Origin of the sequence: Pseudomonas sp. GD03903 (assembly GCF_029840045.1) — a bacterium.
Taxonomy (GTDB): domain Bacteria; phylum Pseudomonadota; class Gammaproteobacteria; order Pseudomonadales; family Pseudomonadaceae; genus Pseudomonas; species Pseudomonas pseudonitroreducens.
In genome coordinates, this window is sequence record NZ_JAOCBT010000004.1 from 155,122 (window position 1) to 172,041 (window position 16,920).

The window sequence follows — 16,920 nt, forward strand, 5'->3', positions numbered from 1 at the left end:
GACAACAGTTTTTCCCGCCGCCGCCGATACACTCAACGACCCCGTCTCTTCGCCCGCCACTGGCGGGCGTTTCGTTGTGCGTTCGGAGGAAAACAAGAATATGCGCCTGCGAAGTATCCAGACCCAGCTCATCGTCAGCATGGGCGCCGCCCTGCTCATCAGCCTGCTCATCGTCCTCGGCCTATATGCCGTGCTGGTCAACCGCCTGAGCGAGCGCTACCTGCTCGAACAGGCGCTGCCGGCGAGCATCCAGGCGATTGCCAATGACTTCGAAAAGCGCCTCACCGGCCCCATCACCGCAGCGGCCGGGATCGCCGACAACACCCTGGTTCAGGATTGGCTGGCCGCTGGCGAAAACCCCGAGCAACTGGCCGAGTTCACCCGTTACCTGGGTGGCATCCGTGCCTCGCAGAAGGCCTTCTCCGCGCTGATCACCTCCAACGCCAGCGGCGCCTACTACAGCGACAAGGGCAAGGAGCGCACGCTGAGCCGCAGCGAGCCGAAGGACAGCTGGTACTTCCAGTTCATCGACAGCGGTAAGCCGCGCATGTGGAACATCGACACCGACGGCAGCACCGGCGAACTGGCGCTGTTCATCGACCAGCGCGTGGAGCGCGACGGCAAGCTGCTGGGCATCGCCGGGCTGGGCCTGGAGATGCGCGAGCTGTCGACGCTGATCCGCGACTTCCGCTTCGGCCTGTCCGGGCGCGTGTACCTGGTGAAGAACGATGGCCAGGTGCAGATCCACCCCGACGCGTCGCTGCCCAAGGGGCGCAATCTCGGCGACCTGATCGGTGCCAGCGCCGCGAGCGCACTGCTCGGCCAGCAGGGCTTCCACAGCGCCCGTTTCAAGCGCGACGGCGAAGACTACCTGGCCGCCAGCCTGCCGCTGCATGACCTGGGCTGGACGCTGGTGAGCGAAGTGCCGGAAGCGGAAATCTACGCCGACGCCCGCGAGGCGCTGGCCTTCTCCGGGCTGGCCGGGGCCCTGGTCGCCCTGCTCTGCCTGGCGCTGGTGGTGCTGATGGCACGCAGCCTGGCCCGGCCGATCCGCCAGGTGACCAGCGCGCTGCTGGAAATCGGCGGCGGTGGCGGTGACCTCACCCGCCGCCTGGACGAAAGCCGCGCCGACGAATTGGGTGACCTGGCCCGAGGCTTCAATCGCTTCCTCGAAGGGCAGCGCGCGTTGATTGGCGCCGTGCTGGGCACCAGCCAGCAATTGCTGCGCACCGTTGGCGAAGTGGCGCAGGTGGTGGATAACACCGCCGAGCGCACCGGCCGCCAGCAGGAGATGACCGACATGGTCGCCACGGCGGTGAACGAGATGGGCAGCACAGTGCAGGAAATCGCCCGCAACGCCGAACAGGCCGCCAGCGCCTCGCAGCAGGCACGGGAGGAAGCCGGCGCAGCGCGTCGCGTGGTTGGCGGCTCGCTGCAGGTGGGCCAGCGCATGTCCGGGGAGATCGGCGAGGCCGCCAGCGCCGTGGGTGAACTGGCCGGCCAGGTGGCGAGCATCGACCAGGTGCTGGCGGTGATCCGCGGCGTCTCCGAGCAGACCAACCTGCTCGCCCTCAACGCGGCCATCGAGGCGGCGCGTGCCGGCGAGCTGGGCCGAGGCTTCGCCGTGGTCGCCGATGAAGTGCGCACGCTGGCCAGCCGCACCCAGGGCTCCACCGACGAAATCCTCACGATCATCCAGCGCCTGAAGGACGGCGCGGAGGCCGCAGTACGCTCGATGCAATCCAGCCAGCAGACCACCGGGCAGAGTCTGGCTGCCAGCGAGCAGGCCGGCGCCTCGCTGGGCGCCATCGCCGATCAGGTGGAACGCATCAGCGACATCAACCACCAGGTCGCCACGGCCACCGAGGAGCAGTCGGCGGTGACCGAGGAGATCAATCGCAACGTGCAGGGCATCGCCGATCTCGCCCACGCCACCACCCGTGAAGTGCAGCATGGCCGCGAGCAATGCCGCGAGCTGCGCAACCTGGCCGATGACCTGGCACGGCAGATGGCGCAGTTCCGCCTGTGAACAGCTCTGGCACCGGCTATGCGCCGGTGCCTTTTCCCCAGCGTTATCCACAGATTTTCCAAGCGAAACGGCAGCCTTGCCGCTATAGCAGACGGGTGATGGCGGCCGATCAGCGCACGAAGTGTCACGCCAGCGAGACACCTTGCCCACAACTTGCCCACAGATTGTCCAGAGACTTTCCCCCAGCCCTCCGGGCTCCACCCGCGAACCCGTCGAAAAGCCCAGGCCCAGGCACTGCAAGCCCTGCATCAATCCAATGAATAATTCACCAAGCGGTCAGAAGTGGCGTCTGACAATGTTCCGGGGAAATTTCACCCACACCTTTTCCACAGCTTGTTCATATTTTGTTCAACAGACCCGAAAGCAATTGTTCAAAAAATGAGCGAAGCGCTGAAGGCTGCGGAGTACGTGGGCAGGAGCAGTCCTGCCACAGGTTATCCACAGGCGGCTCCACGGTGTTTGGGGAGAACAATCAGGCGTCCAGCAGCTGCGCCTGGACACGACCGCGGCTGAGGTCGCTGAGGAGCTTCTGCAGGGACTCGACCTCGGTGGTCGGCAGGTTCAGCGTCAGGCGCACGCCTGCGGCGCCAAAGGCTTCGTCCTCGACACTGGCACCCAGCGCCAGCACCCGCGCCTTGAACAGCGCGTGCTCGGCGAAACTGCAGTCGAACGCCAGCCGACTGCTGGGTACCAGTTCGATGCGCTCGGCGTCCTGCAGGCATTTCGCTGCGCAGCCTCCATAGGCGCGAGCGAGGCCACCAGTACCGAGCTTGATGCCGCCGAACCAGCGGCTGACCACGACCACCACGCGGTCCATGTCCTGCCCCTCGATGGCCACCAGCATGGGCCGGCCGGCGGTGCCGCCGGGCTCGCCGTCATCGCTGAAGCGGTACTGGCTGCCCAGCTTCCACGCCCAGCAGTTGTGCCCGGCGCTGGCGTCCCGGTGCGCGGCGAGGAAGGCCTGGGCCTCGGCCTCGCTGGCGATCGGTGCGGCGACGCACTGGAAGCGGCTCTTGCGGATGTCTTCTTCGTACCGGGCGAGGCCGGCCAGGGTGAAACTCATGCCGAGGTCGACGGCGGCGTCAGCCCGCAACCCTTGAGGATGATGCGGATGAGGTTGTCGCTGGCATCGCTGAAGTCCTGCCTGGACAGGCGCTTGCGGCCGGTGACGAAGCCGATCTGGGTGGCGAAGTCGGCGTAGTGCTGGGTGCTGCTCCAGATCAGGAAGATCAGGTTCACCGGGTCTACGGCGTCCATCTTGCCGGCGTCGATCCAGGCCTGGAACACCGCGGCGCGGCCAGAGAACCAGGTGCGGTAGTCCTGGCTGAAGTGCTCGGAGAGACATTCGCCGCCGCTGATGATCTCCATAGCGAAGACGCGCGAGGCCTGCGGGTAGCGGCGGGAAAATTCCATCTTGGCGCGGATGTAGGCGGCCAGCGCCACGGCCGGGTCATCGTCCACGGTCAGGTGGTTGAAGGTGCTGTCCCACAGCTCGAGGATGTTGCTCAGCACCGCCACATACAGCCCCAGCTTGTTGCTGAAGTAGTAGTGCAGGTTGGCCTTGGGCAGGCCGACGCGCTGGGCGATGGTGTTCATGCTGGTGCCCTTGAAACCGTGGCGGGCGAACTCCTCCTCGGCGGCGGCGAGAATGGCTTCCTCGTTCTTCTGGCGAATGCGACCGGCGGGTTTTTCACCGTTGGGCGCGGTATGGGCGGGTACCTGGAGGGTCATGCGGGAAGTCCGTGCATTGAGCGGGGGCGCTGCATGGATAACCCAGGCGGGTGGAGGGATTCAAGCGAAAGGAGCGAAATCGTCGAAGCGGTGAGCCGCCACCATGAAGCCCCCGGCAGGCCGCCGGGGGCTTGCGGGTCACTTGGCAGCAACCGTACCAGCGGTGTTGTGATGACCACCGCCACCGCCGCTGTTGCCAATGGCCACTCCAGCGGCCACTACTGCGGCACCGATCCCCACGGCGGCCCCTACAGTGAGCGAACCTACCAGCGGCGTGCTCAGGCCCAGCGAGGAAGTAGCAGACGGCACTGCCGCGGCGGTCTCAGCGGCAGCGGTGCCAGCAGCTGCATCAGCAGCGCCAATGGAAGCGCCTTCCACCTCGCTGGCCGCAGCAGCGACAGGGGCATCGACGGCGCTGCTGTAGAAGCCGCCCTGGTGGCCTTTCTCATACTGCGAAAGGGGTTTTACAGTGCCGGGTGGCGCCGCCATCAGCGGCAGGCTGACACTGGCGATCAAGGATGCTAACAACAGTTTTTTCATGGAAATCTCCACAGGTGCTCACAATGAGCTACGGACTGTGGGCCTAGCTGCGAATATCCACCATCGGTGAAGACTTATTCCGCTTAGGAATTTTCCAATACCTGAACAAGATCGTCCCGCTCCTGCCGGATCGGCACGAGCGGGACGCAAGCCTCACTGCGCCAGTGAGGCCTTCAGGGGATCAGGTCAGAAGTGGTACTTGACCAGCGCGCTGACGGTGTTCTGGTCGGTAGTGAAGTACTGCGAATCCTTGATGCCGTACTTGTCGGACCAGTAGTCGTACTCGATACCCACGTACAGGTGCTTGGCCTCGTAACCCATGGCCTTGCCCAGGTCGTACTTGAGCTGCGGGTTGAAGTGCAGGTTGGCGTGGTAGTCCGACTGGTTGCGGTGGCTGGAGCTGGCGTCCTTGTTGTTCACCACCCAGTCCATGAAACCGTCGAAGAGGATGTCGGAATTGCCCACCGGGAAGGTGATGGCCCAGGCCGGGGTGATCTGCCAGGCGCCGGACGGCACGCGGTTGCCATCGGGCTTGCGGTAGTAGAAGTTCAGCTGGAAGTAATCGAAGCCCGGCAGCGCCAGGTCGAAGCCCGGGCCGAGCAGGTAGGACTCGACGTCGCCTTCACCGAACTCGTAGGTGCTGGCCAGCAGCACGTCCTTGACCGGGCCGAAGGACAGGTCGGTGCCGGTGATCTTGCCGAACGAAAGGCGCGGGCTGAACTCACCGTAGTAGGTGTTCTTGCCGTTGGTGGCGCTTTCCTTGCCGTTGTAGTTGATCTGGTCGACGAAGAACCAGATGTCGCCCCAAGTCCAGGCGCTCGCGCTCTCGAAGGTGAAGGTCTGCTGGATCGGCGGGTCTACCTTGAAGTTCTTGCCCCACAGGTAGGTCAGGCTTTCGTTGTGCCAGATCAGCGGACCATCGTTGACGGCCGGGGCCGGGCTCAGGTCTTCACCGCCAGCCATGGCCTGCCCGGCCGCGAGCAGCCCGCCGGCGAGCAGCAGGGATGCGAGAGTGCGAGTCATGCGTTGCTCCTAATCAGTGCAGTCGTGTTGCGTTTTTAATTGTCGGTGGAACCTGTCCATCCGGTCAGGCCTGGCGAGGAAAAGCAAGATTGGCGCCAATCCTGACCAGATGTTCCACTTTTATGACGAACCCCTGCGGATTCGCTCCTTTGGCAGGGAAGACGCAGGTGCACGGGACGGGCAATTTCCTGACCCACAGGACAACTTCGCCTGTTTCGAGGGCATCGGCCCCAGCAGGAGGCACTGCACGGGCAAGCGCCCACCAGAAGATTGGATACATGACAAACCTGTGTTGAAACGAATCAACACAAATTGTGTATACAACCGTCTTGTGGGAAATCTACCCAACAGCCGTCGGAACACACCACGCGTTTTTCCGGGCGCGGATAATGCCAGACAAGGGCCTTCACCACACCTGTCAGCGTGCCTCGGGCTGCCGGGCGGTCGGCTGATCGGGCGCCTGTTTCGCCCTGCGCACCAGGCCGCTCTGGCCGCGAACTGCTCTGCTCCAGCTTGAGGCCGGTACGACGGCCTGCCAGACTCTGCCAACCAGCGACACTCTGGCAAGATATACCGATGAAAGGACAGCCCCCTGAACTGCAACGCCTGATCCCGGTGCTCGAGCGCCTGCCCCGGCCGGTCTATGCGCGCGCCGAGCGGTTGCGCGCGGGCTCGTGGACCAGCCGGCACCATCACGCGTGGGTGCAGCTGTCGTACGCCATCACCGGCGTGCTCGGGGTGCATACCGCAGAAGGCAGTTTCTTCGCACCGCCCCAGCGGGCGATCTGGATTCCGGCGTTCCTCGACCATGAGGTGGTGACCTCGACCCAGGCCGAAATGCGCAGCCTGTACATCCGCGACGACGCCTGCCGCTGGGCCCCGGACCGCTGCCGCGTGCTGGAGGTGACACCCCTGGCACGCGAGCTGATCAAGAGCTTCTGCGAGCTGCCGGTGGATTATCCACAGGGCGACAGTGCCGAATCCCGGCTGGTAGATGTGCTGCTGGACCAGCTGCGCGATCTGCCGGAAGTCGCCTTCTCCCTGCCGATGCCGCAGGAGGGCCGGCTGCTGCAGTTGTGCCAGACGCTGATCGACCATCCCACCGACAGCCACACCCTGGGCGACTGGGCGCAACGTATCGGCACCTCGGAGAAGACCTTGTCGCGACTGTTCCAGCGCGAGACCGGGATGACCTTCCGCCTGTGGCGCCAACGCCAGCGCCTGCTCGCTTCCCTCGGTTCGCTGGAGGCCGGCGACAGCGTTACCGCCGCAGCGCTGGATTGCGGGTATGACTCCACTTCGGCCTATATCGCGTCGTTCAAGGGGTTGTTCGGCTTTACGCCGGGGGATTTGTTCCGCCAGCGGTGACCGTGCCGGCGGGTAGCGATCGCGGACGGAGTCCGCTCCTACCCGAAGCCCACCCTCGCGTAGGAACGGACTCCGTCCGCGATTGGCCGAAACTCGCTCCGAATCATCGCCGAATCGCCTCCTGTACGTCGGCGGATTTCCGCTCACACCGCGCCAGGATAGGCGCCGCTTCGCCTGCCCGAACACCCACCTGAAAATCCCAACCCTTAGTGCCACGCGGCTTTCGCGCCTTGGCACGCTGCCTGCTATCGCCCTCGACACTGCGCCGCCCTCGCGGCGCGCCGGCGTGGCGTAACCCGCAGTCCGCACGCCTGACGACAACAACGACAAGAGGAACACCCATGGATAGCGCAAGCGCCGTCTCCGCTTCTGCCGCACCCCGCACGACTTCCCAGCGCATCAAGTCGATCTTCAGTGGCTCGGTCGGCAACCTGGTCGAGTGGTACGACTGGTACGTCTACGCCGCCTTCTCGCTGTACTTCGCCAAGGCATTCTTCCCCCAGGGCGACATGACCGCCCAGTTGCTGAACACCGCCGCGATCTTCGCCGTGGGCTTCCTGATGCGTCCGATCGGCGGCTGGCTGATGGGTATCTATGCCGACCGCAAGGGCCGCAAGGCGGCGCTGCTGGCGTCGGTCCTGCTGATGTGCTTCGGCTCGCTGATCATCGCCCTGACTCCCAGCTATGAAACCATCGGCGTCGGCGCGCCGATCCTGCTGGTACTGGCGCGGCTGCTGCAGGGCCTGTCGGTCGGTGGCGAATACGGCACTTCCGCAACCTACCTGAGCGAGATGGCCAACAAGGAGCAGCGCGGCTTCTTCTCCAGTTTCCAGTACGTGACCCTGATCTCCGGCCAGCTCATCGCGCTGGCAGTGCTGATCGTCCTGCAGCAGACCCTGACGGTCGAGCAGCTGGAAAGCTGGGGCTGGCGTATTCCGTTCTTCATCGGCGCGCTGTGCGCGGTGGTGGCCATGTTCCTGCGTCGCGGCATGGAAGAGACCGAATCCTTCAGCACCAAGAAGGACGAGCCCAAGGAAAGCCTGATCCGCACCCTGTTCCGCCATCCCAAGGAAGTCCTCACCGTGGTCGGCCTGACCATGGGCGGTACGCTGGCCTTCTACACCTACACCACGTACATGCAGAAGTACCTGGTGAACACCGTGGGCATGAGCAAGAACGACTCGACCATGATCTCGGCGGCCACGCTGTTCCTGTTCATGCTGCTGCAGCCCATCGTCGGCGCGCTGTCGGACAAGATCGGCCGCCGTCCGATCCTGATCGCCTTCGGCGTGTTGGGCACCGTGTTCACCTACCCGATCCTCAGCACCCTGCACACCATCGACACCTGGTGGGGCGCGTTCTTCCTGATCATGGCCGCACTGGTCATCGTCAGCGGCTACACCTCGATCAACGCCGTGGTGAAAGCCGAGCTGTTCCCCACCGAGATCCGCGCCCTGGGCGTGGGCCTGCCGTACGCACTGACCGTGTCGATCTTCGGCGGTACCGCCGAGTACGTGGCGCTGTGGTTCAAGAGCATCGGCATGGAGAGCGGCTTCTACTGGTACGTCACCGCGTGCATCGCCTGCTCGCTGCTGGTCTACGTGACCATGAAGGACACCCAGAAGCACTCGAAGATCACCACCGACTGATTGGGCTGCTTGCCCAGGCCCCGGCGCACACTCGCCGGGGCTTTTTATCCACAAGGCCCGGCGCATGCCGGGCCTTGTCGTTTCTGCGGTGACGCGCGACGCTGCGCTATCCTCGCCAGCGTCACGGTCGCGTAGCCAATCCCATGAGTCCCTCCCCCTTTCCCGTCGGCACGTTGAGCGCGCGCGCTCTGCGCGGCGCCCTCAGCGGGCCGTTCGATCTCGATCTGGACCCCGGCCACTGTACGGTGCTCAGCGGTCCGTCCGGCATCGGCAAGAGCCTTCTGCTGCGAATGATCGCCGACCTCGACCCGAACCAGGGCGTCGTCAGCCTGGGCGGGGTCAGCCGCGAAAGCCAGCCAGCCCATGTGTGGCGGCGCTGGGTGACCTACGTGCCGGCAGAGTCCGGCTGGTGGGAAGACGACGTCGCCGCGCATTTCGCCGACCCCGATGGGGCGCGTCGCCTGCTGCCGCAAGTGAACCTCGACCCGGCGCTGCTCAGGGCGCAGGTCACACAGCTGTCGACAGGCGAGCGGCAGCGCCTGGCCCTGGTCCGTGCGCTGTTGCAGCAGCCGCATTTCCTCCTGCTCGACGAGCCGACCGCGGCGCTGGACCCGGACAATCGCGAGCATGTCGAACGCCTGCTGCTGGCGGCCAAGGCGCAAGGCATGGGCCTGCTGGTGGTGACCCACGATGCCGAACAGGCGCGGCGCCTCGGCGAGCGACAACTGCACCTGGACCACGACGGACTGACGGAGCTGCACCCATGACGCCGCTGCAACTGAGCGTGCCGGAGCTGGCCCTGGCGGCCATACTGATCGTCGCGGCGGCGGCGCTGTCCTGGGCGCTGCGCCTGGGCCTGCAACGCACGCTGCTGATCTCCGCCGCCCGCCTGGTGGTGCAACTGGTGCTGGTGGGACTGTTCCTGCGCCAGGTGTTTGCACTGTCCTCGCCCTGGCTGACGGCGCTGGTAATCGCCGTGATGCTGGGCGCGGCGACCTTCGAGGTCGGTTCGCGGCAGCGTCGGCGCCTGGTCGGTCTGTGGCACCTGGGCATCGGTGGCAGCAGCGTCGGCATCGCCACCCTGGGCATCGCCCTCTTCGCCCTGGCCGGCAGCCTGCGCCCGACGCCCTGGTACGACGCACGCCACGCCATCCCGCTGGTGGGCATCATCCTCGGCACGGCGATGAATGCCGCGAGCCTCGCGCTGAACCAGGTATTCGCCGGCGTCACCCGCGAGCGAGCCGCCATCGAGGCCCGCCTGGCCCTGGGTGCCGACCGCCATACGGCGTTCAGCGGCCTGATCCGCCGGGCGCTCTACACCGGACTCATTCCGACGCTGAACCAGATGGCGGCGGCCGGCATCATCACCCTGCCGGGCATCATGACCGGCCAGATCCTCGCCGGCATGGACCCACTGGATGCCGCGCGCTACCAGATCCTGCTGATGTTCCTGCTCGCCGGCGCCGGCTTCATCGCCGCCCTGGGTGCTGTCTACCTGTCGCTCTGGCGACTCAGCGACCCCCGTGAACGCCTGCGCCTGGACCGCCTGCGCACGGAAGATTGAAGCGCCGGCGTATGCTGCTCACTTTCCCCTGTCACAGGAGCCTGCCATGACCACCCCGAAATCCGCCCTGATCATCGGTGCCTCCCGCGGCCTCGGCCTGGGCCTGGTACGCGAGCTGCTCGATCGCGGCTGGGACGTCACCGCCACCGTGCGCGACGCCGCCCAGCCCGGCGAGCTGGCCGCGCTGCCGGTGCGTGTCGAGTCGCTGCTGCTGGACGACGTGCACTCCCAGGACCGCCTCGCCGAAGCCCTGGCCGGCTCGCGCTTCGATCTCATCTACATCAACGCCGGCATCTACGGCCCACCACACCAGTCGGCCATCGACGCCAATCTCGCCGATGTCGGCCAGCTGTTCATGGTCAACGCCATCGCTCCGCTGCGCCTGGCCGAGCGCCTGCTGCCGCGGCTGGACGGCGACAGCGGCGTGCTGGCCTTCATGACCTCGGAACTGGGTAGCGTCGCCGGCAACCAGTCCGGCGGCATGGCGCTATACCGCGCGAGCAAGGCGGCGCTGAATTCGCTGACCCGCAGCTTCGTCGCCGAGCTGGGCGAAACCGGCATCACCGTGCTCAACCTGCATCCGGGCTGGGTGCGCACCGACATGGGTGGCGAGTCCGCGCCGCTGGACGTGCAGACCAGCGTCAAAGGCCTGGCCGACCAGGTCGAAGGCCACGCCGGCCGTGGCGGCCAGTTCTACCTGGACTACCAGGGAACGACGATCGACTGGTGACGACGGCATTCGAGCCCGTTACTATGAGCGTTCTCTTGACCCCCATGTCAGGTTCTGCGAGCTAGAGCCAGGCAAGGCGGCGGTTGGCGAGAAAGCGCAGTTGACTCCAGTCAATGAGCATTTCTCGACAATCGCCAACGCCGCCTGGCCGACGCGCAGCGAACCGCCAGGGTGCGAGGGAACCTGGATCAGCAGACAGGGTGAACACTGAGCTGGCTTCCCATGAACCCATGGAGCCGGCTCGAACGAACGGCTCCGTCCGTTTGGAGAATTCATCCATGTCTTCCCCGCGTCTCTGGCTGCGCAACCCGCTGGCCATCTTCACCGCTAATGATCAGGACGCCCGTGGCGGCATCGTCGTCCAGGACGGCCGTATCGTCGAACTGGTCGCTGCCGGCCAGCAGCCCTCGGCTCCCGTCCAGCAGACCTTCGACGCCAGCCAGCACGTGCTGACGCCCGGCCTGATCAACACCCACCACCACTTCTACCAGACCCTCACCCGCGCCTGGGCGCCGGTGGTGAACCAGCCGCTGTTCCCCTGGCTGAAGACCCTCTACCCGGTATGGGCGCGCCTGACCCCTGACCAGCTCGGCGTGGCCACCAAGGTCGCCCTGGCCGAACTGCTGCTATCCGGCTGCACCACCGCCGCCGACCACCACTACCTGTTCCCCGACGGCCTCGAGCAGGCCATCGACGTGCAGGCCGGCGTGGTCCAGGAACTGGGCATGCGCGCCATGCTCACCCGTGGCTCCATGAGCCTGGGCGAAGCCGATGGCGGCCTGCCGCCGCAACAGACCGTGCAGAGCGCCGAAGACATCCTCGACGACAGCCAGCGGCTGATCCGCGAGTACCACCAGCGCGGCGAAGGCGCCCAGGTGCAGATCGCCCTGGCGCCCTGCTCGCCCTTCTCGGTCACCCCGGAAATCATGCGCGCCAGCGCCGAACTGGCCGAGCGCGAAGACGTGCGCCTGCACACCCACCTCGCCGAAACCCTGGATGAAGAGGACTTCTGCCTGCAGCGCTTCGGCCAGCGAACCGTGGATTACCTGGACAGCGTCGGCTGGCTCGGCCCGCGCACCTGGCTGGCCCACGGCATCCACTTCAACGATGAGGAAATCCAGCGCCTGGGCGCCGCCGGTACCGGCGTCTGCCACTGCCCCAGCTCGAACATGCGTCTGGCCTCGGGCATCTGCCCGACAGTGGCGCTGGAAGCCGCTGGCGCGCCGGTGGGCATCGGCGTGGACGGCTCGGCCTCCAACGACGCCTCCAACATGATCCTCGAAGCCCGCCAGGCCCTGTATATCCAGCGCCTGCGCTATGGCGCCGAGCAGATCACCCCGGAGCGCGCGCTGGGCTGGGCGACCAAGGGCTCGGCCAAGCTCATCGGCCGCAGCGACATCGGTGAACTGGCCGTGGGCAAGCAGGCGGACCTGGCGCTGTTCAAGCTCGACGAACTGCGCTTCTCCGGCAGCCACGACCCGCTCTCCGCGCTGCTGCTGTGTGGCGCCGACAAGGCTGATCGAATCATGATCGGCGGCACCTGGCGGGTCGTCGACGGCGAAGTCGAAGGCCTCGACCTCAAGCGCCTGATCGCCGACCACACCCAGGCGGCGCGCAAGCTGCTCGGTACCCTGTAAAAGCCTTCCGCGCCCTTACGAGCGGAGCCCCTCACCCTAACCCTCTCCCGCAAGCGGGAGAGGGGACCGCTCGGTGCAGGGAGAACCTCCAGCGTCAGCCGGCACAATCTGCCCCCTCTCCCTATGGGAGAGGGCTGGGGTGAGGGCACGCGCCGAGCGAATATCGGCTCGCCTGTAATCCGCTCTACTCAGCCTGCCAACAAGCTTCCTAACCGAAGACCATCACGTGGCTCCGGATGCCATTCCCGCGGGCACGTTTTGCCATCGAAAAATCGCTACAGGCCGCGCCACACAAGGGCTGCGCACTACCGCCCGTCGCCATCCAGGCAACCGCGATGAACGGTCATTCAGCAAAAACCCCTCTAGATCAAGGGTCTATCCCTTACGACGGGAATATGCCGTCAGTTTGACATCACCCATTGGCACTCTAGTTTTAAATCGCCGGGCCGAATTCCTGCTCAAGACGTTGTCAGCAGCCGTTTGGCCCGGTTACCGGCGCCCGGCAATGGAGTGCACTTCAATGCGCGATTCACAGTTGAACCCCCAGGCGGTTCAAGAAGTCGGCCAGGATTGGCCGCGGCGCCTCATCATCCAGACCCTGCCGTGGGCCGTCGTGGCCGTGCTCTGCGCGGTTGGCGTGCCGTTCTGGTGGATGCTGCCGATCGGCTGGGTGTCCAGCCTGGTGCTGAGCAGCCTGCTGTGCGGCGCCAACAGGACCAGCGTCGACGCCCAGGCGATCACCCTGCAGGCCGACGAGCTGCCGCACTGGCGCCCGCTGCAGGAATCCGTGGAAGGCCACCTGGCCCAGCTCAACGGCCATACGCACCAGATCGACAACCTCCTGCACCAGGCCATCCGCCAGCTGACCGACAGCTTCCACGCCCTCGCCGAGCGCATCGACACCCAGCGCGGCCTGTCCCACTCGCTGATCGAGCGCTACGACGGGCGCGGCCACATGGACGGCGACATCGACTTCCAGCGCTTCATCCACGCCACCCAGGAAACCCTCGGGCTGTTCGTCGAGGCCACCCTGGAAACCAGCCGCACCTCGCAGCAACTGGTCGAGCGCATGGACCGCGTGACGCACAAGATCGCCGAGATCCTGCAGTCCACCCAGGACATGGACGCCATCGCCAAGCAGACCAACCTGCTGGCCCTCAACGCCGCCATCGAGGCCGCCCGCGCCGGCGAAAGCGGCCGCGGATTCGCCGTGGTGGCCGACGAAGTGCGCGCGCTGTCGACCCGTTCCACGCACTTCTCCCAGGCCATCCGCGAGCACGTCGACGTGGTCTACCACGAGATCAAGGATGCCGAAGGCGCCATCAGCCAGTTGGCCGACAAGGACATGACCTTCGCCCTGGATTCGCGCCAGAAGATCCAGAACATGCTCGATGACCTCGACAGCATGAACCAGCACACCGTGAAGGTAGTGCAGGAGCTGGACCGCATCTCCCTGGAAGTGGGCGACGGCGTCAACGCCGCGGTCACCGCCCTGCAGTTCCAGGACATGAGCAGCCAGTTGCTCGGCCAGATCGGCAAGCACAGTGCGCGCCTCGGCGCACTGGCCGTTGGCCTCGGCGCACTGGATGGCCGCGAACCCCGCGAGTGGGGCGAGCGCCTGCGCGGCGAAGTCGCCGAACTCGGTCGCCCGCTGAGCAACCCGGTCGCCCAGACGAGCCTGAGCGCAGGCGAAGTGGAACTCTTCTGAGTGCATTCCCACCCGACGGGAACGCAGGAGGCACCGACATGCTGCAGTCAGTCATCGAATACCTGGCCAACCTCGCCCTGATCGGCTGAGGACCACCATTCCGCGCGCCCGGGATGGCGCGAGCGCGCGCCGTCCGGCGAGAAAAAACGCATTGCACCACGGAGAACCAGCGCAATGGGAAAACAGATTCTGATCGTCGATGACTCGGCCTCGATCCGGCAGATGCTGAGCTTCACGCTCAAGTCCGCCGGCTACGAGGTGGACGAGGCCGTGGACGGCAAGGACGGCCTGGGCAAGGCCCAGCGCAAGACCTACAACCTGGTCTTCACCGACCAGAACATGCCGAACATGGATGGCCTGTCGCTGATCCGCAGCCTGCGCGACATGGCCGGCTACCGCAGCACGCCGATCCTGATGCTGACCACCGAGTCCAGCGACGCCATGAAGCAGCAGGGCAAGAGCGCCGGCGCCACCGGCTGGCTGGTCAAGCCGTTCGACCCACCGAAGCTGCTGGAAGTGACTCGCAAGGTCCTGCCCTAGGGGAACCCTGAATGGCTACCGGTATGGAGCAATTCCTCCAGGTGTTCTTCGAGGAAACCGACGAGCACCTGGCGACCCTCGAACTCCTGCTGATCGGGCTCGACCTCGATCAGCCGGACGCCGAGACGCTCAATGGCATCTTCCGCGCCGCCCACTCGATCAAGGGCTCCAGCGGCATGTTCGGTTTCGACGATCTGACTGCCGTGACCCACGAGCTGGAAACCCTGCTCGACCGCATCCGCTGCGGGCAGACAGCCCTGCACGTGGACATGATCGGCGCGTTCCTCGAAGCCCGCGACGTATTGCAGCGCCTGCTCGATGCGCACCGCAGTCAGCAGCCCGATCCGGATGTGCCCGTCGCCACCACCGTGGCACGCCTGCGCGCCTGGCTGGCAGAGCCGCTCGCGGCTACCGCCGATGACGGCTTCGGCCTGTTCGACGCTGCTCCCGCAGCGCCTGAAAACAACGCCAGCGACGACGCCTTCGGTTTCTTCGACGATGCCCCGGGCACACCCGACGCCAGCGAAACCAGCGCCAGCAGCGCGGATGATTTCGGCTTTTTCGACGATGCTCCCGGCGCCCCGGATGCCAGGCCCGTCGAGCCCTACGGCATCTTCGACAAGGCGCCCGGCGCGCCCACGGCCACCGCGGCCATCGCGACGCCAGGGGAGCAGCCCAAGGCCACGCCTGCCGCAGCCGCCAAGCCGGCTGCGCGCACCGACAGCGAATCCAGCTCGATCCGCGTCAGCGTCGAGAAGATCGACAGCCTGATCAACCTGGTGGGCGAACTGGTGATCACCCAGGCCATGCTCAGCCAGCTCAGCGAAGACCTCGACCCGACGCACTTCGAGCGCCTGCAGCAGGCCCTGGCGCAACTGGAACACAACACCCGCGACCTGCAGGAATCGGTGATGTCGATCCGCATGCTGCCGATCAGCTTCATCTTCAGCCGCTTCCCGCGCCTGGTGCACGACACCTCCGCGCGCCTGGGCAAGCAGGTCGAGCTGATCCTCCAGGGCGAGCACACCGAACTGGACAAGAGCGTCATCGAGAAGCTCAGCGACCCGCTCACCCACATCGTGCGCAACAGCATCGACCACGGCATCGAACTGCCTGCCGAACGTCTTGCCGCCGGCAAGCCGGCGCAGGGCTCGGTGAAGCTCGCCGCCAGCCACCAGGGTGGCAGCGTGGTGGTGGAAATCTCCGATGACGGCCGCGGCCTGTCGCGCGAGCGCATCCTCGCCAAGGCCCGGGAAAAGGGCCTGCCGGTGCACGACGGGATGACCGATGCGGAAGTCTGGCAACTGATCTTCATGCCCGGTTTCTCCACCGCCGAAGCGGTCACCGAACTCTCCGGCCGCGGCGTCGGCATGGACGTGGTGCGGCGCAACATCCAGGCCATGGGCGGACGCATCGACATCGATTCGGCGCCCGGCATGGGCACCCGCATGAGCATCCGCCTGCCGCTGACCCTGGCCATCCTCGACGGCCTGATCGTCGCGGTGGAGCAGGTCAACTACGTGGTGCCGCTGACCTACATCGTCGAGTCGCTGCAGGCCCGCGCCGACGATGTGCGCGGGCTGGCCGGCGAGGAGTCGACGGTGATCCGCGTGCGCGGCGAATACCTTCCGCTGTTCTCCCTCAACCAGCTGCTGCGCATCGGCGCCGAGCCGATGCCGCCGGAGCAGGGAATCGTGGTGATCCTCGAATCCGAGGGCAAGAGCTTCGCCCTGCAGGTGGACGAACTGGTCGGCCAGCAGCAGGTGGTGATCAAGAGCCTGGAACAGAATTTCCGCCGGATCGACGGGATCGCCGGCGCCACCATCATGGGCGACGGCAGCGTCGCCCTGATCCTCGATGTCGATGCCCTGCCACGCCTGGCGGCACAAGGAGAATCCACCCATGAGCGCAGCTGAAGCCAGCGCGGCAAGCAGCCCGGTGCAGGAGTACCTGACCTTCACCCTGGGCCGCGAGGAATACGCCATCGACATCCTGCGCGTGCAGGAAATCCGTGGCTACGACCAGGTCACGGCGATCGCCAACGCCCCCGCCTTCATCAAGGGCGTGATCAACCTGCGCGGCGCCATCGTGCCCATCGTCGACCTGCGCATCAAGTTCAGCCTGGCCGACATCAGCTACGACCAGTTCACCGTGGTGATCATCCTCAACGTCGGCCGGCGCATCGTCGGCGCGGTGGTGGATTCGGTCTCCGACGTGATCGCCCTGGCCGGCGACGAGATCAAGCCGCGCCCCGAATTCGCCGCCAGCTTCGACACCGAGTACCTGTTGGGCCTGGCCACCGCCGGTGAGCGGATGCTCATCCTGGTGGACATCGAAAAACTCATGACCAGCCGCGAGATGGCGCTGGTCGACGAAACCGCCGCCTGATCGCGACCGAGGA

15 protein-coding genes are annotated in these 16,920 nt (G+C 65.9%); 11 read left to right on the forward strand and 4 right to left on the reverse strand.

The window, feature by feature from the left end; translation table 11 throughout:
• The first annotated feature begins 100 nt into the window (after window positions 1–100).
• The gene (locus tag N5C91_RS07730; RefSeq protein ID WP_279828802.1) at window positions 101–2,029 is read left to right on the forward strand and encodes a methyl-accepting chemotaxis protein; all 1,929 of its coding nucleotides are present in this window, start codon (window positions 101–103) and stop codon (window positions 2,027–2,029) included.
• A gap of 472 nt (window positions 2,030–2,501) precedes the next feature.
• Here the strand turns inward: N5C91_RS07730 and N5C91_RS07735 are convergent, their stop codons facing one another.
• The 4 genes from N5C91_RS07735 to N5C91_RS07750 all read right to left on the reverse strand — a co-directional run bounded on the left by N5C91_RS07735 (window position 2,502) and on the right by N5C91_RS07750 (window position 5,323).
• Window positions 2,502–3,092, reverse strand: a complete 591-nt coding sequence (locus tag N5C91_RS07735; protein ID WP_279828803.1) for an IMPACT family protein — start codon at window positions 3,090–3,092, stop codon at window positions 2,502–2,504.
• Window positions 3,089–3,760: a TetR/AcrR family transcriptional regulator gene (locus N5C91_RS07740; protein WP_279828805.1), complete on the reverse strand. Its 672-nt coding sequence runs from the start codon at window positions 3,758–3,760 to the stop codon at window positions 3,089–3,091. Before N5C91_RS07740 ends, N5C91_RS07735 begins: the two co-directional genes overlap by 4 nt.
• A 138-nt stretch (window positions 3,761–3,898) precedes the next feature.
• Complete coding sequence (locus tag N5C91_RS07745; RefSeq protein WP_236201641.1) at window positions 3,899–4,300, reverse strand: hypothetical protein; 402 nt, start codon at window positions 4,298–4,300, stop codon at window positions 3,899–3,901.
• 186 nt (window positions 4,301–4,486) lie between these two features.
• On the reverse strand, window positions 4,487–5,323 hold the full coding sequence (locus N5C91_RS07750; RefSeq protein WP_236172221.1) for an outer membrane protein OmpK: 837 nt from the start codon (window positions 5,321–5,323) through the stop codon (window positions 4,487–4,489).
• A gap of 570 nt (window positions 5,324–5,893) precedes the next feature.
• Here N5C91_RS07750 and N5C91_RS07755 point away from each other — a divergent pair.
• From N5C91_RS07755 to N5C91_RS07800, 10 genes are all read left to right on the forward strand, one after another.
• Window positions 5,894–6,691 carry a helix-turn-helix transcriptional regulator gene (locus N5C91_RS07755; RefSeq protein ID WP_236201667.1) on the forward strand — a complete coding sequence of 266 codons (798 nt, stop codon included), beginning with the start codon at window positions 5,894–5,896 and terminating at the stop codon, window positions 6,689–6,691.
• 341 nt (window positions 6,692–7,032) lie between these two features.
• Entirely contained in the window at window positions 7,033–8,340 is a 1,308-nt protein-coding gene (locus tag N5C91_RS07760) for an MFS transporter (protein WP_024766261.1), read from the forward strand.
• Between the two features lie 143 nt (window positions 8,341–8,483).
• Window positions 8,484–9,107: an ABC transporter ATP-binding protein gene (locus N5C91_RS07765; RefSeq protein ID WP_279828814.1), complete on the forward strand. Its 624-nt coding sequence runs from the start codon at window positions 8,484–8,486 to the stop codon at window positions 9,105–9,107.
• Window positions 9,104–9,904, forward strand: coding sequence for an iron export ABC transporter permease subunit FetB (gene fetB, locus N5C91_RS07770; protein WP_279828816.1), 801 nt, complete (start codon window positions 9,104–9,106; stop codon window positions 9,902–9,904). The genes N5C91_RS07765 and fetB overlap by 4 nt, the downstream gene beginning before the upstream one ends.
• A 46-nt stretch (window positions 9,905–9,950) precedes the next feature.
• Window positions 9,951–10,634, forward strand: coding sequence for an SDR family oxidoreductase (locus tag N5C91_RS07775; protein WP_279828818.1), 684 nt, complete (start codon window positions 9,951–9,953; stop codon window positions 10,632–10,634).
• A gap of 278 nt (window positions 10,635–10,912) precedes the next feature.
• Complete coding sequence (locus tag N5C91_RS07780) at window positions 10,913–12,271, forward strand: 8-oxoguanine deaminase (protein ID WP_233296943.1); 1,359 nt, start codon at window positions 10,913–10,915, stop codon at window positions 12,269–12,271.
• A gap of 955 nt (window positions 12,272–13,226) precedes the next feature.
• The gene (locus N5C91_RS07785; RefSeq protein ID WP_236172361.1) at window positions 13,227–13,979 is read left to right on the forward strand and encodes a methyl-accepting chemotaxis protein; all 753 of its coding nucleotides are present in this window, start codon (window positions 13,227–13,229) and stop codon (window positions 13,977–13,979) included.
• Window positions 13,980–14,153: 174 nt separating this feature from the next.
• Window positions 14,154–14,519: a response regulator gene (locus N5C91_RS07790; RefSeq protein WP_054910295.1), complete on the forward strand. Its 366-nt coding sequence runs from the start codon at window positions 14,154–14,156 to the stop codon at window positions 14,517–14,519.
• A gap of 11 nt (window positions 14,520–14,530) precedes the next feature.
• Window positions 14,531–16,435 carry a chemotaxis protein CheA gene (locus N5C91_RS07795; RefSeq protein WP_279828823.1) on the forward strand — a complete coding sequence of 635 codons (1,905 nt, stop codon included), beginning with the start codon at window positions 14,531–14,533 and terminating at the stop codon, window positions 16,433–16,435.
• The gene (locus N5C91_RS07800) at window positions 16,422–16,907 is read left to right on the forward strand and encodes a chemotaxis protein CheW (protein WP_236172226.1); all 486 of its coding nucleotides are present in this window, start codon (window positions 16,422–16,424) and stop codon (window positions 16,905–16,907) included. Before N5C91_RS07795 ends, N5C91_RS07800 begins: the two co-directional genes overlap by 14 nt.
• Window positions 16,908–16,920: the final 13 nt, after the last annotated feature.